This is a genomic window from Arenimonas malthae CC-JY-1 (assembly GCF_000747075.1).
Classification (GTDB): domain Bacteria; phylum Pseudomonadota; class Gammaproteobacteria; order Xanthomonadales; family Xanthomonadaceae; genus Arenimonas; species Arenimonas malthae.
Map to the genome: position 1 here is coordinate 1 of NZ_AVCH01000179.1, position 24,365 is coordinate 24,365.

Here is a 24,365-nt window from a genome sequence, read left to right on the forward strand (position 1 = left end):
TCGGCGATCAGGCGCGGGCTGTTGCTGCCCGGCACGGTGAGGCTCACCGTCGGCACCGACTGCAGGATCACGCGCTCCCAGCCATTGCCGTATTCCCACTGGTGGTTGCCGCAGCTCCAGCCGGTGCTGGTGACGCCGCCGCCGGTGTGCACGCACATGCGCTGGTTGATCAGGGTGGGGTGCGTATCGCAGGAGTTGCGCGAGATCGGCTCGCCCACCGGCGCGAAGCCGAAGGAATAGCTGTCGTTGAAGTACCAGGCGGTGCCATTGGCGTTGTGCGGCACGTTGCCGGTGCCGGTGTCGAAGAACACGTCGGCGCGCGGCGCCTGGGCCAGCACGTCGAAGCTCGCCTGGCCGACCGGACGGCAGGCGTACATGATGTTCTCCTCGGAGCAGGCCGCGAGGATGGAGGCGACCGACGTGCCGGATTCCCCGTACAGCGAGGAGTGGCAGACGGTCCAGCCGCCAGCGAGCACGGTGGCCTCGGTCACGTTTTCCTGCGGACCGACGGGCAGGTAGCTCTGCGCCGCGGCCTCACCCGACAACGCGAAACCCGCCGCGAGCAGCAGCGCCGCGCGACTTGCGAAAGTGGAAAGCATTGCGATGTCCCCTGTTTGATGAAGGACCCGGACTGTCCGGAGCGGCCGTACTTTCGGTCGCACCCTGCCGGGCCTTCACAAAATATACACCGCGAATCAGTGACTTGCCACGCCCGCAGGGGGCTGGCTGGCCCGCGCCGGGGGCGCCGTGGAACAATGCCGGCTGGAAGCGGGGGTGCCCGGCGGGACGCGGGCTGAGACATACCCTTCGAACCTGATCCGGCTGATACCGGCGTAGGGAAGCTTCGCGACACCCGGGGTCCGTGCCGGGGTCCGGCGCCGCCGCTTCGTTCCCGCCCCGCCCGGGGCCCTGAAGGACGAATCGAATGAATGCCCTGCCCACCGAGCTGCTGCGCCAGGCCCAGCAGCTGTCCGAAGAAGTCACCCGCCCCATCCCCGGCTCGCGCAAGGTCCACGTGGCCGGCTCGCGGCCCGACCTCCGGGTGCCGATGCGCGAGATCGCGCTCTCGCCCACGCCGCGGGTGTTCGGGGTGCAGGAGCCGAATGCGCCCTTCACCGTGTACGACACCTCGGGCCCCTACACCGACCCGGACGCCCGCATCGACCTGGCCACCGGCCTGCCGGCCCTGCGAGCGTCCTGGATCGCCGAGCGCGGCGACAGCGCCCCGCTGGCGGGCCTGAGCTCGGACTTCGGCCGCGAGCGCGCCGCCGACGCCCGCCTCGACGCCGTGCGCTTCCCGGCCCTGCGCCCGCCGCGCCGCGCGGTGGCCGGCGCCAACGTGACCCAGATGCACTACGCCCGCCGCGGCATCGTCACGCCCGAGATGGAATACATCGCCATCCGCGAGAACCAGCGCATCGACGCCATCCGCGAGGCGCACCTGCTGCGGCAGCACCCGGGCGAGTCCTTCGGCGCCAACCTGCCCAGGCTGATCACGCCGGAATTCGTGCGCGACGAGGTGGCCCGCGGCCGCGCCATCATCCCGGCCAACATCAACCACCCGGAAATCGAGCCGATGATCATCGGCCGCAATTTCCTGACCAAGGTGAACGCGAACATCGGCAATTCCGCCGTGTCCTCGGGCATCGCCGAGGAAGTGGAGAAGCTGGTCTACGCCATCCGCTGGGGCGCCGACACGGTGATGGACCTCAGCACCGGCAAGCACATCCACGAAACCCGCGAGTGGATCATGCGCAACTCGCCGGTCCCGATCGGCACGGTGCCCATCTACCAGGCACTGGAAAAGGTGGACGGCAAGGCCGAGGAGCTGACCTGGGAGATCTTCCGCGACACGCTGGTCGAGCAGGCCGAGCAGGGCGTGGACTACTTCACCATCCACGCCGGCGTGCTGCTGCGTTACGTGCCGCTGACCGCGCGCCGCGTCACCGGCATCGTCAGCCGCGGCGGTTCGATCATGGCCAAGTGGTGCCTGGCGCACCACCGCGAGAATTTCCTCTACACGCACTTCGAGGAAATCTGCGAAATCATGAAGGCCTACGACGTCAGCTTCTCGCTGGGCGACGGCCTGCGCCCCGGCTCCATCGCCGACGCCAACGACGCGGCCCAGTTCGGCGAGCTCGAAACGCTGGGCGAACTCACGCAGATTGCGTGGAAGCACGACGTGCAGACCATGATCGAGGGCCCCGGCCACGTGCCCATGCACCTGATCAAGGAAAACATGGACAAGCAGCTGCGCGAGTGCGGCGAGGCGCCGTTCTACACGCTGGGGCCGCTGACCACCGACATCGCGCCGGGCTACGACCACATCACCAGCGCCATCGGCGCGGCCATGATCGGCTGGTTCGGCACCGCCATGCTCTGCTACGTCACGCCCAAGGAACACTTGGGCCTGCCCAACAAGGCCGACGTGCGCGAGGGCCTGATGGCCTACCGCATCGCCGCCCATGCCGCCGACCTGGCCAAGGGCCACCCGGGCGCGCAGGCCCGCGACAACGCGCTGAGCAAGGCGCGCTTCGAGTTCCGCTGGGAGGACCAGTTCAACCTCGGCCTCGACCCCGAACGCGCCCGCGAGTACCACGACGAAACCCTGCCCAAGGACGCGCACAAGGTCGCGCACTTCTGCTCGATGTGCGGCCCGCACTTCTGTTCCATGAAGATCACCCAGGACGTTCGGGAGTACGCTGCCGGCAAGGGCGTGGCCGACGAGGCCGCCGCGCTGGAGCAGGGCATGGCCGAGAAGGCCGCGGAGTTCCGTGCCCAAGGGTCGCAGGTGTATCGCCGGGAATAAGGAGCCGAGCGCGTGTTCAAGCCCAGGCCGAGGATAGAAACGCTGCCCCTCGAGGGCGGCCCCCCGTGCCTGGTGGTGGACGACGCGCTGGCCGAGCCGGGCCGCTGGGTGGAACTGGCGGCCAGGCACGCGGCGGAGTTCGCGGTGGACCCGCATGCCGGCCACCCGGTGCGGCGGCTGGCCCTGCCGGGCCCGGTGCTGACCCAGCTGGACGTGTATTTCTCGGAATTCCTGCGCGAGCCCCTGGGCTTCCGGCGCGTGCTCGATGCGCAGGGCTGGCTGTCGCTGGCCACGGCGGCGGCGCCGCGGCCCTCGCGGGCGTCGACGCACCTGCCGGGGCAGGGCACCGCGGTGTTCTCACTGTGCCTGTTCGAGGATCCCGCGCTGGGCGGCACCCTGTTCCCCGACCCCCGCGCCGGCGCCGCGGCGCCACCGCTGGGGCGGGTGCCGGCGCGCTACAACCGGCTGGTGGTGTTCGACGGCGGGCGCTGGCACGCGCCCGACATCGGGCCGGCCGCGGCGCTGTCCGAAGACCCGCGCCGCGGGCGCCTGACGCTGGACGCCCGCTTCACCTGCCGGCGCCGCGCTCAGTAGTTGAGCTTTTCCGGGCTGTCCTCGAAGCGCTGGACCGAGTCCAGGATCTCGCGGCGGGCCGATTCGGCGCCTTCCCAGCCGTCGAGCTTGACCCACTTGCCCTTCTCCAGGTCCTTGTAGTGCTCGAAGAAGTGGCCAATGCGCTCGAGCCAGTGCGGGCTGACCTGGTCGATGTCGTGGATGTGCGAATACCCCGAGAACACCTTGTCCACCGGCACGGCCAGCAGCTTGGTGTCTTCGCCGGCCTCGTCCTTCATCTTCAGCAGGCCGACCGGGCGGCAGCGGATGACCGAGCCGGGGATAAGTGGCAGCGGCAGGATGACCAGCACGTCCACCGGGTCGCCGTCGCCGCACAGGGTGTGCGGCACGTAGCCGTAGTTGCAGGGGTAGCGCATCGGGGTGGACAGGATGCGGTCCACGAAGATCGCGCCCGTGGCCTTGTCGACCTCGTACTTGACCGGCTCGGCGTCCTTGGGGATCTCGATGACGACGTTGATTTCGTTCGGCACGTCGCGGCCGGTGGGCACCAGGTCAAGGGCCATGGGAATCTCCTGAATCCGCCCGGGGGAGGGCATGCGTGGGGGCCGGAAGGATACGTGAAAGGGCTGGAGCCCGCACTCGACAGGGCGCGTTTGTCCCCATTTTCGGGCTAGGCAGCGGCGGCCCCAGCGGCCAGAATAGCCTGGTCGCCCCTTGTCGGAGCCCCCGCCCCATGGCCCAGTCCCTGCTCGACCCCAAGGCGCTCGAACTGCTGCGCATGCTGGACCGGGACCGCCCCGGCGCCTTCAGCGAGTTCGTGCGCATGTTCGTGCACGAGGCGCCCGACCTGGTGCGCAAGATGGAACACGCCCAGGTGGCCGGCGACGCCGACGCCCTGGGCAAGGCCGCGCACTACCTGCGTTCGGCCGCTCTGGCCATGGGCGCCAGCGACCTGGTGGAGGTCTGCCACAACCTCGAGCACCTCGACAACGACCAGCTGCAAACCGACGCCATCGACACCCAGTTCGTCGAACTGCGCCGCCGCACCCGCGACGCGCTGCTGCTGCTCCTGCAAGAGGTTCCCCAGATCTGACCCTGAAGGCCCTCCTGCAAGAACGCGCAAAGAAAAAGCCCCGGTTTCCCGGGGCTTCGTCGTTTCAGGCGATGTCGCGGATCAGAGCATCGGGATCAGCAGCAGCGCCACGATGTTGATGATCTTGATCAGCGGGTTGATGGCCGGGCCGGCGGTGTCCTTGTACGGGTCGCCGACGGTGTCGCCGGTGACCGCGGCCTTGTGGGCCTCGCTGCCCTTGCCGCCGTGGTGGCCTTCCTCGATGTACTTCTTGGCGTTGTCCCAGGCGCCGCCGCCGGTGCACATCGAAATGGCCACGAACAGGCCGGTGACGATGGTGCCCATCAGCAGGCCGCCGAGCGCGTCGGCGCCCAGCACCAGGCCGACGATGATCGGGATGAACAGCGGCAGCATCGAGGGCACGATCATTTCGCGGATCGCCGACTTGGTCAGCAGGTCCACCGCCTTGTCGTACTGCGGCTTGCCGGTGCCTTCCATGATGCCGGGGATCTCGCGGAACTGGCGCCGCACTTCCTCCACCACCGCACCCGCCGCGCGGCCCACCGCCTGCATGGCGAAGGCGCCGAACAGGTAGGGGATCATGCCGCCGATCAGCAGGCCGATCACCACGTCCGGGTTGTCGATCGAGAAGTTCACCTCGCGGCCCGATTCCTGCAGCTTGTGGGCGTAGTCGGCGAACAGCACGAGCGCGGCCAGGCCGGCCGAGCCGATGGCGTAACCCTTGGTGACGGCCTTGGTGGTGTTGCCCACGGCATCCAGGGCGTCGGTGGTGACGCGGATTTCCTTGTCCATGCCCGACATTTCGGCGATGCCGCCGGCGTTGTCGGTGATCGGGCCGTAGGCATCGAGCGCCACGATCATGCCCGCCATCGACAGCATCGAGGTGGCGGCGATGGCGATGCCCATCAGGCCGGCGATCTCGTAGCAGCCCCAGATGGCGGCGGCCACGGCCAGCACCGGCGCGGCGGTGGACTTCATGGACACCGCCAGGCCGGCGATCACGTTGGTGCCGTGGCCGGTTTCCGAAGCCTTGGCCACCTGCTGCACCGGCGCGTATTCGGTGGCGGTGTAGTACTCGGTGATCACCACCATGGCCGCGGTCAGGCCCAGGCCGATCAGGGCGCAGAAGAATAGCGGCATGCCCAGGCCGGTGGCGAACATGTTGTCGGTGACCACGTAGAAGGCGATGGCCGCCAGCACGCCCGACACGGCCAGGCCGCGGTAGAGGGCGTTCATGATCTTGCCGCCGCTGCGCACCTTCACGAAGAAGGTGCCGACGATGGAAGCGAGGATGGACACCGCGCCCAGCACCATCGGGTAGAGCACGCCGGCCCAGCCGTACACGTCGAAGGCGATGCCGGCGATCAGCATCGCGGCGATCACGGTGACGGCATACGTTTCGAACAGGTCGGCCGCCATGCCGGCGCAGTCGCCGACGTTGTCGCCCACGTTGTCGGCGATCACCGCCGGGTTGCGCGGGTCGTCCTCGGGGATGCCGGCTTCGACCTTGCCCACCAGGTCGGCGCCGACGTCGGCGCCCTTGGTGAAGATGCCGCCGCCCAGGCGCGCGAAGATGGAGATCAGCGAGCTGCCGAAGGCCAGGCCGATCATCGGCTGCATGGCCGACTGCACCGTTTCGGCGGTCGGCGCGGCGCCGCCCATCACGAACCAGAAGTAGCCGGCCACGCCCAGCAGGCCGAGGCCCACCACCAGCATGCCGGTGATGGCGCCGCCCTTGAAGCTGACGTTGAGCGCGGTGTTGAGGCTCACCGTGGCCGCCTGCGCCGTGCGCACGTTGGCGCGCACCGAGACGAACATGCCGATGAAGCCGGCCGCGCCCGACAGGATGGCGCCGATGGCGAAGCCGATGGCCGTGGGCCAGCCCAGGCCCGGCACGAAGCCGATGACCAGGAACAGCACCACGCCGACGATGGCGATGGTGCGGTACTGGCGGCTGAGATAAGCGCCCGCGCCTTCCTGCACCGCCGCCGCGATCTGCTGCATGCGCTCGTTGCCGGCGGGCTGCGCCACGATCCAGCGCGCCACGAAGATGCCGTAGAGAATGGCGACCGCCGCACAGGCGATCGCAAGGTGTAGTCCGTACTGCTCAAACATGCCAACCCTCCCCAGAGTCAAACAGTGAACAAGCGTAGGCGGCCGACCGGCCGCCCCGCCCGAGTATGGCCCGAAGCGGGGAGGTGAAGCCACACGGCCCCGGAGGGAGTGGCGCAGGGGCGTCCGGCGCGGGTCAGCGCACCGGGCAGGCGGCGTCGGGCGTGCGTCCGGGGCCGGCGCCGGGAAGCAGCGCCCGGTTCACCAGTGCCTGTTCGTGGGCGGGTTCCAGCGCCAGCGCACATTCGTAGGCGGCACGCGCGCCCTCGGTGTCGCCCGCCTGCTGGCGCGCCCAGCCGAGGTTGGCCCAGGGCCGAGCCTTCGCCGGCGACTGCTGCACCGTGGCCTGCCAGAGCGCGATTTCGCTCCGCCAGTCGTCGTTGCGGCGCCCTGCCAGCAGGGCCATGCACAACGCCAGCGCCACCAGGCCGGCACGGCCGGCGCGTCGCCAGCCCGATTGCAGCGCGGGCACCACCAGCACCATCGCCAGGCCGGGCAGGGCGAGGTACAGATGGCGGTCGTTGGCCAGGTCGAAGCGCGGCAGCAGCGAATTGGTGGGCGCCAGTTGCAGCGCCGCCCACGCGATGCCGAAGCCGAGCCAGGGCCAGCGCCGCCGCGTCAGCAGGGCGACGATGCCCGCGAGCACGGCGGCCGCAAGCGTCGCCAGGGTGGCGGCATCGAGCCCGGCGGGAATGCGAAGGTCGGGGTCGGCGTTGGGCGGCAGCACGAGCAGGGCCTGCGCGAACAGGTAACGCAGCGCCTCGGCCTGCGCCAGCAGTTGTTCGAATGCGTCGCGCGTGCCCAGGCTGTAGTGCAGGAAACGTCCGTAGGCGCCGGTGGCCAACGCGGCCACCGGCGCCAGCACCAGCACCGCCAGGTGCGGGCCGAGGCCGCGCAGCGCCGCGCGCGGCGAGGCGCCGCCGAACCAGGCCAGCAGGAACAGCGCCGCCGGCAGCGTCACCGCCGTTTCGCGAACGCCCAGCGCCAGCGCGAACAGCAGCGGCGAAGCCAACGCCGACAGCCAGCGGTTGCCGCGCCGCTGGCCTTCCGCGAAACAAAGCAGCGAGGCCAGGTAGGGCAGCGCCATCAGCGACACCGAGCGGCCGCTGATGTACGTGACGGCCTCCGTGGCGGCGGGATGCAGCGCGAACAGCAGCGCCAGCCACCAGGCTGCGTCCGCTGCCAGCGTGGGCCGCGCCAGCGTCGACAGCCAGTGCCGCGCCAGTGCCCAAACCAGCAGCGCGTTGGCGCCATGCACCGCCAGGTTCAGCGCATGGAAACCCCGGGGCGATGGCGACGCCGCCCAGTTCAGCGCATAGCTGAGCTTGAGCAGCGGCCGGATGCCGGGCATGGAGTGCCACCACGCGGCCAGGCCATGCACCGACGGGTTGTCGACGATGACGTTGTAGTCGTCGAACTGGAACGGCCCGGACAGGCTGTTGGCGTAAACCAGCGCCACCACCGCCAGCAGGCCCAGCGTGCCCAGCGCCGCGGCGGGCGCCGACAAGGGCTTCATCGCGCGGCGGTCGCCGGCGCGCGGCGGGCTTCGTCGAAGGCCAGCTCGAGCAGGGCCACGGTGTCCCACCAGCGGTCGGGCGCGTGCAGCAGGATGGCCAGCACCTCGTGGCCGTCGCGCTCGGCCAGCGCGATCAGGCAGCGGCCGGCGCCGGGCGTGAAGCCGGTCTTGAGGCCGATGGCGCCCGGGAACTGGCCCAGCAGCGCGTTCGTGCTGCGCACCGAAAACGCGCGGCCGCCCAGGCTCCTGAAGGCGAAGGTTTCGCGCTTTGCATCGGCGGCGATGAGCGGCTCGGCCATGGCCGCACGCGCCAGCTTCGCCAGGTCGCGCACGCTGCTGGCCTGGCCCGGGGCGTCGTGGCCGCAGGCGTTGGCGAAGGTGGTGTCGTGCATGCCCAGTTCGGCGGCGCGGGCGTTCATCATGGCCACGAACGTGGCCAGGTCGCCGCCGCGCCAGTCGGCCAGCGCGCGGCAGGCGTCGTTCGCCGAGCGCACCAGCATGGCGGTGAACAGGTCGGAGGCGCGGAAGCGTTCGCCGGCGCGCAGGCCCAGGCGGGTGCCGGTGGCGGCCGCGGCGCCGCGGCTGACCACCACGGTGCCGTCGAGCTGGCCATGTTCGGCCAGCAGCAGCGCCGTCATCAGCTTGGCCAGGCTGGCCATGGGCAGCGGCTGGTCGGGCTGGCCGGCCCAGGTGGGCCGGCCGTCGATCTCGACCCAGTAGGCCCTGGCGACGCTGGGGTAGGCGTCGCGGGGCACGCTGGCCTGCGCGGTGGCGCAGGCCAGGCAAAGCAGCGCCGCGGCCAGCCAGCGGAACAAGGGCTCAGCCGCCAATCAGGTCCCGGGCGGACTTGAGGCGGTCGCGCCAGGACGGCTTCTTCTCTTCCTCGGGCTTGGGCTGCTCGCGCGCCGGCTCGCCGGCCGGGCCGTTGCCCGGGGCGCCCTGGTTGCGCTCCTGCAGCGCACCCGCGGCGTAGCGGCTGCAGAAGCCGCCGTAGGGCGAGCTGCGCAGGGCGGTGAAGTCACGGCCGGCGCAGTGCTTGGCGGCGGCGGCCTGGGCCTGCACCGGGCAGCTCTGCACCAGGAAGTCGCCGTCCTTGAGCGGGTCGGCCGCGGCGCAGGCCTTGGCGACCAGTTCCGGGCAGTAGTCGGTGAGGAAGGCATAGTCCTTGGCCTTCTCGGCCATCGGGCAGGCCTTGGCGATGGCCGCCTGGCGCGAGGTGCCGCAGGCTGCGAACGCGTCCCAGAAGCTGGTGGTGCCGGCCGGCATGTTGGCGCGGTTGATGTCGCCGGTGCGGATGTACTTCGGGTTCAGCGACTGCGCCAGCATGGCGCTGCAGTACTTGCCCTTGTCGGAGGCGCACATGGCGTCCGGGCCGGTGAAGTTCTGGTAGATCATCGGGTCGGGCGTGCGCAGCATCTCGCCGCAGGTCTTGGCCAGCATGGCGCGGCCCTGGGCCTCGGGCGACTCGGTGGCGTAGTCGCAGTCGCGGATCTTCTTGCCTTCGAAGGCCATGTTCATGGTCATGGCGTCTTCGCCTTCGGTGCGCATGCGCATCTTGCCGCGGTAGGCGTCGGGGCCGAGCTGCTCGAATTCGCCGGAGGCGGTCATCGGGTTCTCGCCGCGGCAGGTCATCGAGTAGGTGGACTTGTTGCCGACCACGCGGAAGTCGGTGACGGTGCAGTTCTCGTCGGCCGGAATCATCTTCTCGCTGGCCTGGTTCTTCGGGCCGCATACCTCGACCGATTGCGAGGGCATCTGGATCGGCATGCCGTCCACTTCCATCTTGCTGGTCACGCGGTAAAGGTTGCCGGTGCCGGCCTGGGCCAGGGCGGCGCCGGTGGCCAGCAGGCCAAGGGCCAGGACCGGGGCGATGAGGAAGCGATGCGGTTTCACGGGATTCTCCGGGGATCGGGGCGACATGAAGGGGTGAATGCTCCCAGCCGCGCCCGGCCCGCGGATGTGCCGGTGGTCACCGGCACCCGCCGGCCAGCGCGGCCGGTTCAGCCGGCGAAGGCGGGAAGCTTCTTCGGCACGGCTGACAGCTTGAGTCGAACGTATTTCGGCAAGCCGTCCGGCCCATACGGCGGCGGCGCCTCGCCGCGCACCAGCGGTTCCAGGTAACGACGGCAGGCCGGGGTGATGCCGAAACCCGAGGCGTCGATGAAACCCTTGGGCATCTTCTTCTCGTGGTTGGCGATGTCGGACAGCGGCGCGGGCGCCACTTTCCAGCGGTAGGGTTTGTCCGCCAGGCGAACAATGGCCGGCATCACGCCGTTCAGGCCCTTGAGCGCGTATTCGACCGCCGCCTTGCCCACGGCCTGGGCGTGCGCCAGGTCGGTCTTCGAGGCCAGGTGGCGGGCGGAGCGCTGCAGGTAGTCGGGCACGGTCCAGTGCACCTTCAGGCCCAGCTTGTCCTTGACCGTGGCGGCCAGCAGCGGACCGACGCCGCCGAGCTGGCTGTGGCCGAAGGCGTCCTTGCCGCCACCGGCATCGGCGACGAAGCGGCCGTCGGCGTGGCGGATGCCCTCGGACACCACCACCACGCAGTGGCCCACGCGCGCCACGGTGGTTTTCACCTTCGCCAGGAAGGCGGCCTCGTCGTAGGCCACTTCGGGGAACAGGATGATGTGCGGCGCGGCGTCCTTGCCCTGGCCGGCCAGGCCCGCGGCGGCGGCCAGCCAGCCGGCGTGGCGGCCCATCACCTCGTAGACGAAGACCTTGGTGGACGTGTCGGCCATGGCCTCGACGTCGAGCGCGGCTTCGGCCACCGACACCGCGGTGTACTTGGCCGCCGAACCGAAGCCGGGGCAGCAGTCGGTCACCACCAGGTCGTTGTCCACGGTCTTGGGCACGCCCACGCAGGTGAGCGGGTAACCCGAGGCCGCGGCCAGCTGCGAGAGCTTGAGCGCGGTGTCGGCCGAATCGTTGCCGCCGTTGTAGAGGAACCAGCGCACGTCGTGCGCCTTGATCACCTCGAGCACGCGCGCGTACTTGGCGGCGTCCTGCTCGAGCGACTTGAGCTTGTAGCGGCAGGAGCCGAAGGCCCCGCCGGGGGTGTGGGCCAGGGCCCGGATGGCCGCGGCCGACTCCTTCGAGGTGTCCACCAGGTCCTCGCGCAGGGCGCCCAGGATGCCGTTGCGGGCGGCCAGGACCTTGACCTTGCGGGCCCGGGCGGCCTGGATCACGGCCCCGGCGGTGGCGTTGATGACGGCGGTGACCCCGCCGGACTGCGCGTAAAGGAGCGTTCCTTTGCCCATGTTTTCCTGCCTTTCATTGACTTGAGCCGCCCCGGCCAGTAGCGTTTCCCAGTCCGCACGGCCTGTCGGCGGCCCCACTATAGCCAAAAGGGGTTAAGACGGCGCCGTGCGTCCTTGTTTATAGGGGTTTGAACGCATGCGACTGGTACTTCTCGGCGCGCCCGGCTCGGGCAAGGGCACGCAGGCCGCCCGGCTGCGCGAGCACCTGCAGGTGCCGCACATCTCCACTGGCGACCTGCTGCGCGCCGCCGTCAAGGCGGGCACCCCGCTGGGGCTGCAGGCCAAGGCGGTGATGGAGGCCGGTGGCCTGGTGTCCGACGAGATCGTGCTGGGCATGCTCGAAGAGCGCCTGACCGCCGGCGACACCGGCAACGGCTTCATCCTCGACGGCTACCCGCGCAACCTGGCCCAGGCCAACGCGCTCGACGCCCTGCTCAAGAAGCTGCACCAGCCGATGGACATCGCCATCCAGCTGGACGTGGACACCGAGCTGCTGATTTCGCGCCTGGCCGGCCGCGCCCAGGTCGAAGGCCGCGCCGACGACAGCCCGGAAGCCGTGCGCAACCGCCTCAAGGTTTACAACGAGGCCACGGCGCCGGTCGTGGACTACTACCGCAACGCCGGTCGCCTGGCCTGCCTCAACGGCGTCGGCGCGATGGACGAGGTGTTCCAGCGCATCCTGGAAGCCCTGGCGCCCACGCCCGAAGTGGGCTGAGCCGACCGCGGTGGTGGCGCTGCTGCGCCCCCTGTTCGAACTCTGCCTCCTGCGGCGCGGGCCGCAGGACCTGCCCTACTCGCCGCCTGCCGTCGCCCTTTTCGCGTTTGCGCTGATGGCGCTGCAGGTGGCCATGGGCGCCGCCACCGAAGCGCCGCCGGGACAACTGGCCGCGCGGGTGGGCGTCACCGCCTTCATGCTCTTCGGCGTCACCCAGGCCCTGCTCAACCTGCGCGGGCTGCGCAACCGCGCGGCGCAGACCCTGCTGGCACTGGCCGGCAGCGGCCTGCTGTTCACGCTGGCCATGCTGCCGGCGGCGCTGGCGCTGCGGCCCTACCTGGACGTGGAGCAGCCGCCGGCCAGCGCGATGCTGCCCGGCCTGGCGGCGCTGGTGCTGTTCGTTTGGAAACTGCGCGTCGAGGCCAGCATCTGGCGGCAGGCGCTCGAAATCCGCCGCGGCCAGGCGCTGGCGCTGGCGATCGCGCTGGTGCTGCTGGAACTGATGCTGCTGGTGTGGCTGGCGCCGCCGGTTCCCGCCGCGGCGGCTTGATGACATCCTGAGACCATGAAACTGCACATCCTCGGCATCTGCGGCACCTTCATGGGCGGCGTGGCCGCCCTCGCGCGCGAACTCGGCCATGCCGTCGATGGCAGCGACCAGAACGTCTACCCGCCCATGTCCACCCAGCTCGAGCAGCTGGGAATCGGCCTGCACTCGGGCTACGCGGCCTCGCACATCGCCGCCGGCACCGACCAGGTGGTGGTGGGCAACGCGCTCTCGCGCGGCAACCCGGCGGTGGAGCACGTGCTCGACGCCGGCCTTCGCTACACCTCGGGCGCGCAGTGGCTGAGCGAGAACGTGCTGCCGGGCCGCGAAACGCTGGCGGTCGCCGGCACCCACGGCAAGACCACCACCACGTCCATCCTGGCCTTCCTGCTCGAGGCCGCGGGCCGCGACCCGGGTTTCCTGGTGGGCGGCGTGCCGGAGAACTTCGGCGTGTCGGCGCGCCTGGGCACGGGCCGCGAATTCGTGGTCGAGGCCGACGAATACGACACCGCCTTCTTCGACAAGCGCAGCAAGTTCGTGCACTACCGGCCCGCGGTGGCCATCCTCAACAACCTCGAATACGACCACGCCGACATCTTCCCGGACCTGGCCGCCATCCAGCGCCAGTTCCACCACCTGGTGCGCATCGTGCCGGGCCGCGGCCGGCTCATCGTCAACGGCGAGGAGCCGGCGCTGGCCGAGGTGCTGGCCATGGGCTGCTGGACGCCGGTGGAGACCTTCGGCCTCGACGGCCGCTTCGACTGGACGGCGCGACTGCACGCCGCCGACGGCACGAATTTCGACGTGCTGCACCGTGGCGCGCTGGTGGGCACCGTGCGCTGGCCGCTGGTGGGCCGGCACAACGTGATGAACGGCCTGGCCGCCATCGCCGCTGCGAACGCGGTGGGTGCCGACCTGGCGCGCGCCATCCCGGCGCTGTCTGGATTCGTGAGCGTGAAGCGCCGGCTGGAAGTGCTGGGCGAACGCGGCGGCATCACCGTTTACGACGACTTCGCGCACCATCCCACCGCCATCCGCACCACGCTCGAGGGCCTGCGCGCCCGCGTCGGCGGCGCGCGCATCGTGGTGGCGATGGAGCCGCGCAGCAATTCCATGCGCCTGGGCGCGCATGCGGCGCAGATCGCGCCTTCGCTCGAGCAGGCCGACGCCGTGGTCTTCCTGCACCGCCCCGAGCTGGCCTGGGACGCGGGCAAGGTGGTGGGCGCGCTGCGCGGCGAGGGCGAAACCGTGCCCGACGCCGACGCGCTGGTGGCCGCGCTGGGCCGCCGCTGCCGCGCCGGCGACCACGTGGTGTTCATGTCCAACGGCGGCTTCGACGGCGCCCCGCGCCGCTTCCTGGCGCAGCTGGCGGGCTGAGCCGTGGCGCTCACGGAGCTGCCGCTGTTCCCGCTCGGCCAGGTGCTGTTCCCGGGCGGCGGGCTGGGCCTGCGCATCTTCGAGCCGCGTTACCTCGACCTGGTCAAGCGCTGCGGCCGCAGCGGCGAGGGCTTCGGCATCTGCCTCATCCTTGCCGGGCGCGAGGTCGGCGAACCGGCCATTCCCGCGGCCGTGGGCACCGAGGCCGCCATCGTCGATTTCGCCCTGACCGAAGACGGGCTGCTGGGGTTGACGGTGGAAGGCCGGCGCCGCTTCCACGTCGAACGCACCCGCGTGCGCGACGACGGCCTGATCGTCGCCGACGTGCGCTGGCTGGACGACCCGGGCGTGGTGGCGCTGCGCGACGAGCACGCGCTGCTGTCGGTGCTGCTGGCGCGCATCATGGACAAGGCCGGCGTCGAGCACGAAGGCCCGGGCAAGGGGGCGCTGGCCGATGCCGCGTGGGTGGGCTGGCGCCTGGCCGAATGGCTGCCGCTGGAGCCCACCGAGCGCCAGGCCCTGCTGCAGCTCGACGACCCGCACGCGCGCCTGCAGCAGCTGGTCGAGCGCCTGCCCGACTTCCAGCCCGAATAAGCGGCGTCAGCCCGCCGGGACTTGCGGCGCGCGCAGGCGCAGCACGCGCTGGCCATCGTCGGTGCGCGCGTCCAGCGCCGATTCCATTTCGCCAACGTCGTGGCGCAGGCCGTCGAGCAGGGCGTCCTCGCCGGGCAGCGCGCGCCAGTAGCTGAAGAAATCCAGCCGGCGGGTGAATTCGAGTTCCTGCACGGTGCCGATCCACAGCGGCTGGTCGCCGGGCTGCAGCAGCACCGGGCTGGCCCACAGGCGCAGCACGCGGATGCGGCCGCCGGCGTCGTCGCGGCGCGCCATCACCAGCACCTCGCCGCGGCCCTGGTGGGTGGCGGACAGCACCGGCAGTTCGTGCGGCGTCACGTCCTTGTCGAGCGTCTGCAGCAGGCCGTACCAGCCGCCGGTGCTGTAGTTTTCCCAGCCCGACAGCAGCAGGCGCGCGCGCAGCGAATCGAGCGGGCCGGCCAGCTGCACGTTCAGCGGCCAGGCGTCGCGGCCGTGCAGTTCGTTGCGGCGCGCCGGCAGGCTTTGCTGCCAGTCGTCGCGCCACCACGCGTCCATCGCCACCGGCGCGCCCGCCATCGGCGGCTGGAAGCGCTCGAGCATTTCGTCCGCGCTGCGGCTCCCGTGCCAGGTGGCCATGGCCAGGATGGCGACGAAGAACACCGTGGCCGTGGGGCGCACCCAGAACGAGCGCACCATGCGCCGGCGGTAGGCGATGCCCAGCGCCGCGATCCACAGCAGGCCGAGCAGGGTGCCGGCCAGCACGTCGCTGAGCCAGTGCGCGCCCAGGTACAGGCGCGAAAAGCCCAGCAGCGCCACCACCAGGCCCGCCACCACGTAGGGCCAGGCGCGGTTGCGGCCCGGCAGTTCGCGTGCGATGAGCACCGCGAAGAAGCCGTACACCACCGTCGCCAGCGTCACCGAGGCCGAGGGGAAGCTGAAGCCGAACACGGCGGTCGAGGCCGGTGGCTTGGGCATGTCCAGCAGGTAACCCAGGAACCAGGTGAGCACCAGCGCGAAACCCGGCGCCGCCAGCCAGTGCCAGGCGGCGACGTGGCGGCGCCGCCACATCAGCCAGGCGAACACGCCCAGTACCGCGGGCGTGAGCACCGCGGCGTCGCCCAGCGTGGCCAGGAAGGCCATCGGGATGTCGGCCAGCGGGTTGCGCAGGCCGAACATCAGCTGGTGCACGGTGAGGTCGAGCTGCGAGGGCGCGCTGCCGCCGCCGACCGAAATCAGGATGTGGAAAAAGCCCCAGCCGGCCAGGCCCAGCACGATGGCCAGCAGCGCCAGCGAGGCCGACTCCGGGCGGTTCGGGTCGATCAGCGCTTCCGAATAGCGGCCCAGCACCGGATGCCGGTGCGACCAGGCCAGCGCCCGCTCCAGCAGTTCGGTGGCGTGCGCGCCCAGCCACCGCCAGGTGTAGAACACCGTGGCCCAGATGCCGGCCACCAGCACCAGCACCACCGCCAGCACGATGGCCAGGCGCCCGGCCACGGCCGCGACCAGGTCGAGCGAGGTGCCGAAGACCCAGCCCGGCGCCAGGAACGTGGCCGACCACACCAGGGCGGCGAAGGCGCTGGCCGGCACGTACTGGCGCAGCTTCATCTTCAGCATGCCGGCGATGGCCGGAACGAAGGGGCGGATGGCGCCGACGTAACGCGCCATCACGATGCTCTTCATGCCGTGGCGACGGAACGTGACTTCGCCGCGCTCCAGCCACTGCGGGTGCTTGTGGAAGGGCCAGCGCTGGCGCAACTGCGGTCCGTAGCGGTGGCCGACCCAGTAGCTGATGCCGTCGCCGGCGAAGGCGCCCAGGGTGGCGCAGGCCAGGGCGTAGCCGCCGTCCACGTGGCCCAGGCCCACCAGCGTGCCCACGGCGAAGAGCAGCGGCACGGCGGGGATGGCCACGCCGAGGATCACCAGCGCATCGCCGAAGGCGATCAGGAAGATGACGAGGCCCGCGGCGAGCGGATGCTGGGCGATCCAGGCGACGAGCGCTTCGAGGCGGGCGGAATCCATGGGGTGGGATTATAGGCTGGCCATCACGGCGCCCGGTTTACACTTAAGTCCAAAGTACGGGAGAACCCCATGTCCACCCTGCGCGGCAAAACCCTGTTCATCACCGGCGCCTCGCGCGGCATCGGCCTGGCCATCGCCCTGCGCGCGGCGCGCGACGGCGCCAACGTGGCCATCGCCGCCAAGTCCGGCGTGCCCAATCCCAAGCTGCCCGGCACCATCCACAGCGCTGCGGCCGCCGTCACCGAAGCCGGTGGCCAGGGCCTGGCCCTGCAGTGCGACATCCGGGAGGAAGAGCAGGTCCACGCCGCGGTGGCTGCCACGGTGGAGCGCTTCGGCGGCATCGACATCCTGGTCAACAACGCCAGCGCGATCTGGCTGCAGGGCGCGCTGGAAACGCCGATGAAGCGCTTCGACCTGATGCAGCAGGTCAACAGCCGCGGCAGCTTCCTGTGCGCGCAGGCCTGCCTGCCGCACCTGCTTAAAGCCGCGAACCCGCACATCCTGACGCTGGCGCCGCCGCCCAACCTCGACCCGAAGTGGTGGGGCCCGCACACCGGCTACACGCTGGCCAAGATGGGCATGAGCTTCGTCACGCTGGGCCTGGCGGCCGAGTTCGGGCCGCGCGGCGTGGCCGTGAACGCACTGTGGCCGCGCACGGTCATCGCCACCGACGCGCTGAAGATGATCCCCGGCACCGAGCCGGCCAAGTGCCGCAAGCCGGAGATCATGGCCGACGCCGCCCACGCCGTGCTCACCCGGCCCGCGGCAGGCTTCGCCGGCCGTTTCCTGATTGACGAGGCGGTGCTGCGCGAAAGCGGCACCACCGACTTCACGCCCTACGCCGTGGACCCGTCGCAGCCGCTGCTGCCGGACCTGTTCCTCGACGACCCCGAACTGATGGAGGCCCTGCGCCGATGAAATACCTGCACGCCATGGTGCGCGTCCGCGACCTGGACGCCTCGCTGCGCTTCTACCGCGATGCCCTGGGCCTGGTGGAAACCCGCCGCCGCGATTACCCGCAGGGCCGCTTCACCCTGCTGTACCTGGCCGCGCCCGCCAACCCCGACGTGGAAGTGGAGCTCACCTACAACTACGACGACGAGGATTACGGCGGCGCCCGCAACTTCGGCCACCTGGCCTTCGAGGTGGACGACATCTATGCCGCCTGCGAGCGCCTGCAGTCGCACGGCGTCGTCATCAACCGCCCGCCGCGCGACGGCCGCATGGCCTTCGTGCGCTCGCCCGACCAGATTTCGATCGAGCTGCTGCAGAAGGGCGAGGCGCTGGCGCCGGCCGAACCCTGGGCGTCGATGCCCAACACCGGCGCCTGGTGATTCAGGGCGCCGGCAGTTCCGCGCCGCAGCGGCGGCAGTGCGCCGAGTCGGGCTCGTGTTCGGCGAGCCCGCAGCCTTCGCAGGCCACCTTGCGGCGTTCGCGCAGGCCGGCCGCCAGTTCGGCCGTGTAGATGCCGGTGGGCACGGCGATGATGCCGTAGCCGATCAGGATCAGCACCGAGGTGATGAAGCGGCCCACCGGGGTCACCGGCGCGATGTCGCCGAAACCCACCGTGGCCATGGTGACGATGGCCCAGTACATGGACACCGGGATCGATTCGAAGCCGTGTTCGGGGCCTTCGACCACGTACATGGCCGCGCCGAACACCACCACCAGGGTCAGCACCGCCATCAGGAACACCGCGATCTTGCGCCGCGACCGGTACAGCGCCGACACCAGCGCGCCGCCGGCTTCCGTGTATTCCATCAGCTTGAGCACGCGGAAGATGCGCAGGATGCGCAGGATGCGCACCACCAGCAAGGCCTGGCTGCCGGGCAGGAACAGCGACAGGTAGGTGGGCAGGATGGAGAGCAGGTCCACCACGCCGTAGAAGCTCAGTGCGTAGCGCAGCGGGTTGCGCACCACCGCCAGCCGCACCGCGTATTCCACGGTGAAGAGCAGGGTGAAGCCCCACTCGGCCAGGTAGAACCATTTCGACCAGCGCGCGTGCAGTTCCGCCTCGCTGTCGAGGATGACCACGAACACGCTGGCGACGATGGCCGCGATCAGCAGCAGGTCGAAACGCCGCGGCGCCCCCGCGTCGTGCCTGAAGATGATGTCGAACCATCGGGCGCGCCAGCCGTGCTCGCGGGCGGGGCCGAAGTCCTTGCCGGCGAAGCGGTGCGGCTTCATGCGCGGGCGGCGTCCAGCGCCTGGGCGAAGTCCGCCAGCAGGTCCTCGGCGGCCTCCAGGCCCACCGACACGCGCAGCAGGTCGTCGGGACTGAGTGCGTTGGCGCCTTCGATGGAGGCGCGGTGCTCGACCAGGGTCTCCGGCCCGCCCAGCGAGGTGGCGTTGATCGCCAGCTTCAGCGCGCCGGCCACGCGCAGGGCCGCCGCCCGGCCGCCCTTCACGCGCAGGCTGAGCATGCCGCCGAAGTCGGACATCTGGCGCGCGGCGACCTCGTGGCCCGGGTGCGTGGCCAAGCCCGGGTAGTGCACCGCCGCCACCGCCGGATGCGCCGCCAGGAACTGCGCCAGGACCCGGGCATTGCGGCAGTGCCAGGCCATGCGCGCCGGCAGCGAACGGCAGCCGCGCAGGATCAGCCAGGCGCTGAAGGGCGCGAGGATGCCGCCGGTGACGTGGCGGCGGTGGAAGACGGCGTCGTGGAAGCCGTCGCGGCGCGCGAACACCAGCGCGCCGCCCATCACGTCGCTGTGGCCGCCGAAATACTTGGTGGTCGAATGCATCACCAGGTCGGCACCCAGTGCCATAGGGCGCTGCAGCACCGGCGTGGCGAAGGTGTTGTCGCAGGCCAGCAGCGCGCCGTGGCCGTGGGCGATGCCGGCCAGCGCGGCGATGTCGGCCACGCAGAGCCTGGGGTTCGAGGGCGTCTCGGTCCAGATCATCCGCGTTTCGGGGCGAAGCGCGGCGCGCACCGCGGCCAGGTCGCCCATGTCCACGGCGGTGGTGGTGATGCCGCGTTCGGGCAGGAATTCGGCGCCCAGCACGCGAAGGCCGGTGTAGCAATCGGACGGGATGAGCACGTGCGAACCGTTCGGCAGCGATTCCAGCGCCGCGGCCATGGCCGCCATGCCCGAGCCGAAGGCCAGGGCCGATTCGCCGCCCTCGAGCGCGGCCAGCGCGGTCTCGAGGCGGTCCTGGGTGGGGTTGGATTCGCGCTGGTATTCATAGCCCGCCCTGCGTTCGCCGGCCGGGCCATGGCGGAAGGTGGTGGCCAGGTGGATGGGCGGCGAGACGGCGCCGGTGTCGGCGTCGGGTTCGCCGCCGGCGTGCACGGCCAGGGTTTCAATGCGGGTCATGGCGGGGCTCCAGCAGGTCGTGTACGGCGAGGTGTGCGCGCAGTCCGGGGACGTCGCGGTAAGTGTGCGCCCGCAGGCCGGCGCGGCGAGCGCCCTTGGCGTTGTCGGGCTTGTCGTCGAAGAACAGCGCCTGCGCCGGCGCGACGCCGAGCTCGGCCAGGCAGCGGCGGAACAGTTCCGGCTCGGGCTTGGCCAGGCCGAACTGCGCCGAGCAGAACACCCGGTCGCCGAACAGCGGCGCCAGCGGCGGGCACAGCGCGGCCAGGTGGTCGCGCAGCATCAGGCTGTTGTTGGTCAGGATGGCGAGCCGGGCGTGCCGCGCCGCGGCGTTGGCCAGTTCGAGCACGGCGGCGTCGGCCTGCATGGCGGCGGCGCGGGCGGCCAGGCAGTCGTCCAGCGAAACAGCCACGCCCAGGCGACGCGACAGTTCCTCCAGTACCCCGGCGGTGTCGACCTGGCCGAGGTCGGCCGAGCGCTCGAGGCCCGATTCGAACAGGGCCTCGTTCACCGCGGCCAGCGTGGCGCCGGTGCGTTCGGCCAGCACGCGCAGGCGCGGCGCATGGTCGTAGTGCGCCAGCACGCCGTCCAGGTCGAACAGCACCAGTGCCGGTCGCTTCACCCCGCGCGGGCCTCGCGGAAGGCCTCGCGGGCGGCCTCGAGCGTGTGCGCCAGCTCGGCCTCGCCGTGCGCCGACGACAGGAAGCCGGCTTCGAAGGCCGAGGGAGCGAAGTACACGCCGCGCTTGAGCATGGCGTGGAAGAAGCGGTTGAAGGCGGCGGTGTCGCAGGCCATGGCGTCGGCGAAGGTTTCGACGTGCTTGTCGGTGAAGAACAGGCCGAACATGGCGCAGCTGCGGGTGGTGGTGACCGCCACGCCGGCTTCGCGCGCGGCGGTTTCGAGGCCGTCGCAGAGCTTGTGCGTGTTCTGTTCCAGCCGCTCGTAGAAGCCCGGCGCCTGGATGAGCTCCAGCGTGGCCAGGCCCGCGGCCATCGCCACCGGGTTGCCGCTGAGCGTGCCGGCCTGGTAGATCGGGCCGGCCGGGGCGACCTGGCGCATCAGGTCGGCGCGGCCGCCATAGGCGCCCACCGGCATGCCACCGCCGATGATCTTGCCGAAGGTGCTCAGGTCGGGCGTGACGCCGTAGCGCGCCTGCGCGCCGCCCAGGGCGACGCGGAAGCCGGTCATCACTTCGTCGAAGATCAGGATGGCGCCGTGTTTCGTGCAAAGTTCGCGCAGGTGCTGCAGGTAGCCTTCGCGCGGCAGGATGCAGTTGGCGTTGCCGACGATGGGTTCGACGATCACGCCGGCGATGTCGCCGCCGACTTCGTCGAACAGCTTCGTGGCGGCCTCGAAGTCGTTGTAGGGCAGGGTGAGCGTGAGGTCGGCCAGCGCCTTGGGCACGCCCGGCGAGTTCGGCAGGCCGAAGGTGAGCGCGCCGGAGCCGGCCTTCACCAGGAAGCTGTCGCCGTGGCCGTGGTAGCAGCCCTCGAACTTGACGATGCGGGTGCGGCCGGTGGCGCCGCGGGCGAGGCGGATGGCCGAGAGCGTGGCCTCGGTGCCCGAGTTCACCATGCGCATCATCTGCATGGACGGCACCAGGCGGCGCACGGTTTCGGCCATGGTCACCTCGAGCGCGTTGGGCACGCCGAAGCTCAGGCCGTTCTGCATGGTGCGCGCCACCGCGTCGAGCACCTTCGGGTGCGCGTGGCCGGCGATCATCGGGCCCCAGCTGCCGATGTAGTCGACGTAGCGGTTGCCGTCCACGTCGACCAGGTAGGCGCCCTCGGCCTTGGCCGCGAAAAACGGTTCGCCGCCGACCGACTTGAAGGCGCGCACCGGCGAATTGACGCCGCCCGGCATCAGGTCGAGGGCGCGGGTGAAGAGGTCGTGGCTGGTGGCGGTGTTCATTCGGTGGGGCTCTCGTTACGGAAGGGGATCGAAGGCGCGGTGGTAGGCGCGCACGGCGGCGGCCGGGTCGTCGGCGGCGAACACGCCGGCGATGACGGCCAGGAAATCGGCGCCGGCGGCGACCAGGCCGGGGGCATTGTCCGGGGTGATCCCGCCGATCGCCACCCGCGGCAGGCCCAGGCCCGCGCTGTCCCGCAGCAGGCCCGGGTGGGCGCGGCGGGCCAGCGGCTTGGTGCCGGAGGGGAAAAAGGCGCCGAAGGCCAGGTAGTCGGCCCCGGCGACGGCCGCGGCTTGCGCGCGGGCGAGGTCGTCGTAGCAGGAGGCGCCCAGGCGCAGGCCCGGGGCGGCGGCGCGGGCCTCGGCCAGGTCGCCGTCGTCACCGCCCAGGTGGGCGCCCTCGGCGCCTATTTCGAGCGCCAGCCGCCAGTCGTCGTTCACCACCAGGGGAATGCCGGCTTCGCGGCACAGCGCCAGCACGGCCCGGGCCTGCTCGCGGCGCAACGCCGGGCCGGCGGCCTTGTTCCGGTACTGCAGCAGGGCAGGACCCCCGGCCAGCGCGGGCCGCAGGCGGGCCAGCAACCGTGCGGTGTCGGTTTCGTCGGGGGTGATCAGGTACAGGCCGCGCAGCGGCCAGGTGATGGGGGCGTTCATTTCGGCACGACCGTCCAGATGCGAGAATGGTAGCCGTTCCCGAGCCTGCGAGACCGAAATGAGCACCAGCGAAGCCGCCACCGCCTACCGCACCTGGATGTGCGTGGTCTGTGGGTTCATCTACAGCGAGGCCGATGGCCTGCCCGACGAGGGCATCGCCCCGGGCACCCGCTGGGAGGACATTCCCGATACCTGGGTTTGCCCCGACTGCGGCGTCACCAAGGACGATTTCGAAATGGTGCCCGCGGGCTGAGCCCGCGATTCAGTTCAGGCGCGACGGCGAGCCGCTGAGGTCGATCAGGGCCGAGCGCACGGACTCGACGTCGTCCGCCTCGGGCAGCAGCTGCAGGTAGCGCGCGAGGTCTTCGCGCGCGCCTTTCGCGTAACCCAGCTCGCGATACGCCAGGCCGCGGTCGCGGAGGGCCTCGGCGGTGTCGGGCGAGAGCTTGAGCAGGCGGTCGGCGCTTCGCGCCACGCGTTCCCAGTCGCCGCGTTCGAGGTACAGCCCCTTCAGGTTGCGCAGCATGCGCATCAGGATCATGCGGTGCGTCGCGGGCGCCAGGATCTGCAGCAGTTGCTGGTCATCCGGCGGTTGCCCGCCCAGGTGCGGCGACGCGCGTTCGCGCAGCTCCTCGGCGCTCACCGGCCGGCCCTTGTTGAACGGGTCGAGCACCAGGATGCCGTCGTCCACCGGTAGCCGCACCAGGAAATGGCCGGGGAACGAAACGCCGTCGAGCGGCATGCCCAGCCGGCGGGTGACTTCGATCTGTATCACCGCCAGCGAAATCGGAATGCCCAGCTTCCGGTCGACCACCTGGTTGAGGTAGCTGTTGCGCGGGTCGTCGTATTGCAGGTTGTTGCCGGCGAAGCCGACCTCTTCGAACAGGTAGCGATTGATCGCCGTGAGGCGCGCCGGCAGGTCCACGTCGCCTTCGAGCTGGGGACGCAATGCCTCGGCATAGGTGTCGACCTGCGCGGAATAGCCCGCGGGGTCGAGGTCGGGATACTCGTCGCGCGCGATCAAAAGCGCGGTGTCGAGCAGCGGCAGCTCGTCGTCGCCGAGCGTGGCCAGCGTGTTCCAGTCGGGCAGGGCGCGTGGATGGTTCATGCCCCCAATGTGGTCCCCTTCGAGGGATGAATCAAGGTGCGCCGCGCTCGGGGATGCCGGGGCCGAAAGTGATGGTGTCTCCCGGCGCCACGCCGAGCGCGTTTGCCTGGCCGGCATTGAGTTCAAGCACGTACAACGCCGGGCCGTCGCTCGGGTACGGCGGGCAGCGGTCGCCGAGCGAGCAGGCCGGCACGCCGCGCGAGACCGACACCAGCTTGCGCGAGGCATCGAAATAGAAGATGTCGAGCGGGATGCGGGTGTTCTTCATCCAGTAGGCGAGCGGGCGTTCGGCGTCGTGCACGAAGAGCATGCCGGCGCCTTCCGGAAGCTGGTCCCGGAACATCAGGCCGCGGGCGCGCTCGTCGTGGTCATCGGCGACTTCCACCACGAAGCGCTGGCCCTTGAGTTCGACCCAAGGCTGGCCGTCGGAGGCGCAGCCGGTGAGGGGCGACAGCGCGAGCAGCGCCAGCAGGGCAAGGGTGGGGCGCATGGAATTCTCCGGAAAGACTTCAATGGACGTTCCTGCACGCCCGCCTCGGGTGTCAAGGCGCCAACCGGGGAGGCAGCCTGCCGCCGGGGAGTCATGCCCCCTTCCCAATTCCGGACGGCCCGGCTATAGTTCGCGCCCCTCGACGGCCAAGCCGCCGGCGGGGGTGAAAAAAGGACGAAACGAGGTGTTGACGTCCTGCAAAACTGCCGTATAATGTGCGGCTCCCTCGGGCGAAACGCCATGAGGGGCGAGGTTGGAAAGACTTCGCAAGTGATTGAT

25 protein-coding genes and 1 riboswitch are annotated in these 24,365 nt (G+C 70.7%); of the genes, 10 read left to right on the forward strand and 15 right to left on the reverse strand.

From position 1 onward, the window contains the following. Window positions 1-599, reverse strand: a 599-nt coding sequence (locus tag N790_RS10940) for a hypothetical protein (protein ID WP_043804093.1), incomplete at its 3' end; no start/stop codon positions are given. A 161-nt stretch (window positions 600-760) separates the two neighbouring features. Then, a riboswitch (TPP riboswitch) is annotated at window positions 761-858 on the forward strand. Window positions 859-925: 67 nt separating this feature from the next. On the opposite strand from N790_RS10940, the gene thiC reads away from it, so the two are divergent. Beyond that, window positions 926-2,809, forward strand: a complete 1,884-nt coding sequence (thiC, locus tag N790_RS10945; RefSeq protein ID WP_043804094.1) for a phosphomethylpyrimidine synthase ThiC — start codon at window positions 926-928, stop codon at window positions 2,807-2,809. Between the two features lie 12 nt (window positions 2,810-2,821). Beyond that, a complete protein-coding gene (locus tag N790_RS10950; RefSeq protein ID WP_156970045.1) occupies window positions 2,822-3,403 on the forward strand; it encodes a DUF6445 family protein in 582 nt (193 codons plus the stop codon). Here N790_RS10950 and ppa read toward each other — a convergent pair. Continuing rightward, window positions 3,397-3,945 (reverse strand): inorganic diphosphatase, encoded by a 549-nt coding sequence (ppa, locus tag N790_RS10955; RefSeq protein WP_043804098.1) that lies wholly within the window; start codon window positions 3,943-3,945, stop codon window positions 3,397-3,399. The two genes, N790_RS10950 and ppa, sit on opposite strands and share 7 nt — an antisense overlap. Window positions 3,946-4,115: 170 nt before the next feature. Here ppa and N790_RS10960 point away from each other — a divergent pair, with 170 nt between their 5' ends. After that, a complete protein-coding gene (locus N790_RS10960) occupies window positions 4,116-4,475 on the forward strand; it encodes an Hpt domain-containing protein (protein WP_043804099.1) in 360 nt (119 codons plus the stop codon). A gap of 81 nt (window positions 4,476-4,556) precedes the next feature. On the opposite strand, the gene N790_RS10965 is transcribed toward N790_RS10960, so the two are convergent. The 5 genes from N790_RS10965 to N790_RS10985 all read right to left on the reverse strand — a co-directional run bounded on the left by N790_RS10965 (window position 4,557) and on the right by N790_RS10985 (window position 11,360). Further along, on the reverse strand, window positions 4,557-6,590 hold the full coding sequence (locus N790_RS10965) for a sodium-translocating pyrophosphatase (RefSeq protein ID WP_043804101.1): 2,034 nt from the start codon (window positions 6,588-6,590) through the stop codon (window positions 4,557-4,559). Between the two features lie 133 nt (window positions 6,591-6,723). Then, entirely contained in the window at window positions 6,724-8,103 is a 1,380-nt protein-coding gene (locus N790_RS10970) for a tetratricopeptide repeat protein (protein ID WP_043804102.1), read from the reverse strand. Then, entirely contained in the window at window positions 8,100-8,918 is an 819-nt protein-coding gene (locus N790_RS10975) for a D-alanyl-D-alanine carboxypeptidase family protein (protein ID WP_211251988.1), read from the reverse strand. The genes N790_RS10970 and N790_RS10975 overlap by 4 nt, the downstream gene beginning before the upstream one ends. 4 nt (window positions 8,919-8,922) lie before the next feature. After that, on the reverse strand, window positions 8,923-9,996 hold the full coding sequence (locus N790_RS10980; protein WP_043804104.1) for a DUF3617 domain-containing protein: 1,074 nt from the start codon (window positions 9,994-9,996) through the stop codon (window positions 8,923-8,925). A gap of 107 nt (window positions 9,997-10,103) precedes the next feature. Further along, window positions 10,104-11,360, reverse strand: a complete 1,257-nt coding sequence (locus tag N790_RS10985) for a 6-phosphofructokinase (protein ID WP_043804105.1) — start codon at window positions 11,358-11,360, stop codon at window positions 10,104-10,106. Window positions 11,361-11,496: 136 nt separating this feature from the next. On the opposite strand from N790_RS10985, the gene N790_RS10990 reads away from it, so the two are divergent. The 4 genes from N790_RS10990 to N790_RS11005 are packed head-to-tail and all read left to right on the forward strand — an operon-like array spanning window position 11,497 to window position 14,593. Continuing rightward, window positions 11,497-12,075 (forward strand): adenylate kinase, encoded by a 579-nt coding sequence (locus N790_RS10990; RefSeq protein ID WP_043804107.1) that lies wholly within the window; start codon window positions 11,497-11,499, stop codon window positions 12,073-12,075. 13 nt (window positions 12,076-12,088) lie between these two features. After that, the gene (locus N790_RS15315; protein WP_156970046.1) at window positions 12,089-12,625 is read left to right on the forward strand and encodes a hypothetical protein; all 537 of its coding nucleotides are present in this window, start codon (window positions 12,089-12,091) and stop codon (window positions 12,623-12,625) included. A gap of 15 nt (window positions 12,626-12,640) precedes the next feature. After that, a complete protein-coding gene (gene mpl, locus N790_RS11000; RefSeq protein ID WP_043804108.1) occupies window positions 12,641-13,999 on the forward strand; it encodes a UDP-N-acetylmuramate:L-alanyl-gamma-D-glutamyl-meso-diaminopimelate ligase in 1,359 nt (452 codons plus the stop codon). Between the two features lie 3 nt (window positions 14,000-14,002). Next, complete coding sequence (locus tag N790_RS11005; protein WP_043804109.1) at window positions 14,003-14,593, forward strand: LON peptidase substrate-binding domain-containing protein; 591 nt, start codon at window positions 14,003-14,005, stop codon at window positions 14,591-14,593. A gap of 6 nt (window positions 14,594-14,599) precedes the next feature. On the opposite strand, the gene N790_RS11010 is transcribed toward N790_RS11005, so the two are convergent. Next, window positions 14,600-16,612 (reverse strand): bifunctional DedA family/phosphatase PAP2 family protein, encoded by a 2,013-nt coding sequence (locus N790_RS11010; protein ID WP_043804110.1) that lies wholly within the window; start codon window positions 16,610-16,612, stop codon window positions 14,600-14,602. A gap of 69 nt (window positions 16,613-16,681) precedes the next feature. Here N790_RS11010 and N790_RS11015 point away from each other — a divergent pair, with 69 nt between their 5' ends. Both N790_RS11015 and N790_RS11020 read left to right on the forward strand, forming a co-directional pair. Continuing rightward, window positions 16,682-17,530: an SDR family oxidoreductase gene (locus tag N790_RS11015; protein ID WP_043804112.1), complete on the forward strand. Its 849-nt coding sequence runs from the start codon at window positions 16,682-16,684 to the stop codon at window positions 17,528-17,530. After that, window positions 17,527-17,946, forward strand: coding sequence for a VOC family protein (locus tag N790_RS11020; RefSeq protein ID WP_043804113.1), 420 nt, complete (start codon window positions 17,527-17,529; stop codon window positions 17,944-17,946). The genes N790_RS11015 and N790_RS11020 overlap by 4 nt, the downstream gene beginning before the upstream one ends. A gap of 1 nt (window position 17,947) precedes the next feature. Here the strand turns inward: N790_RS11020 and N790_RS16080 are convergent, their stop codons facing one another. Genes N790_RS16080 through thiE form a run of 5 tightly spaced genes read right to left on the reverse strand, consistent with a single transcriptional unit; the run spans window position 17,948 to window position 22,488 of the window. Next, window positions 17,948-18,799, reverse strand: coding sequence for an ion transporter (locus N790_RS16080; protein WP_043804115.1), 852 nt, complete (start codon window positions 18,797-18,799; stop codon window positions 17,948-17,950). Further along, window positions 18,796-19,929, reverse strand: coding sequence for a trans-sulfuration enzyme family protein (locus N790_RS16085; protein WP_043804117.1), 1,134 nt, complete (start codon window positions 19,927-19,929; stop codon window positions 18,796-18,798). Before N790_RS16085 ends, N790_RS16080 begins: the two co-directional genes overlap by 4 nt. Next, window positions 19,916-20,548, reverse strand: a complete 633-nt coding sequence (locus N790_RS11035; RefSeq protein ID WP_043804118.1) for an HAD family hydrolase — start codon at window positions 20,546-20,548, stop codon at window positions 19,916-19,918. Before N790_RS11035 ends, N790_RS16085 begins: the two co-directional genes overlap by 14 nt. Continuing rightward, the gene (hemL, locus tag N790_RS11040) at window positions 20,545-21,837 is read right to left on the reverse strand and encodes a glutamate-1-semialdehyde 2,1-aminomutase (RefSeq protein ID WP_043804120.1); all 1,293 of its coding nucleotides are present in this window, start codon (window positions 21,835-21,837) and stop codon (window positions 20,545-20,547) included. Before hemL ends, N790_RS11035 begins: the two co-directional genes overlap by 4 nt. Window positions 21,838-21,852: 15 nt before the next feature. Beyond that, the gene (gene thiE / locus N790_RS11045) at window positions 21,853-22,488 is read right to left on the reverse strand and encodes a thiamine phosphate synthase (RefSeq protein ID WP_043804122.1); all 636 of its coding nucleotides are present in this window, start codon (window positions 22,486-22,488) and stop codon (window positions 21,853-21,855) included. 58 nt (window positions 22,489-22,546) lie between these two features. Between thiE and N790_RS11050 the strand changes: the two genes are divergently transcribed. Beyond that, entirely contained in the window at window positions 22,547-22,741 is a 195-nt protein-coding gene (locus N790_RS11050) for a rubredoxin (RefSeq protein WP_043804123.1), read from the forward strand. 9 nt (window positions 22,742-22,750) lie between these two features. Here the strand turns inward: N790_RS11050 and N790_RS11055 are convergent, their stop codons facing one another. Further along, complete coding sequence (locus N790_RS11055; protein WP_043804125.1) at window positions 22,751-23,596, reverse strand: SirB1 family protein; 846 nt, start codon at window positions 23,594-23,596, stop codon at window positions 22,751-22,753. A 31-nt stretch (window positions 23,597-23,627) separates the two neighbouring features. Beyond that, entirely contained in the window at window positions 23,628-24,086 is a 459-nt protein-coding gene (locus N790_RS11060) for a DUF192 domain-containing protein (RefSeq protein WP_043804127.1), read from the reverse strand. Window positions 24,087-24,365 lie beyond the last annotated feature (279 nt).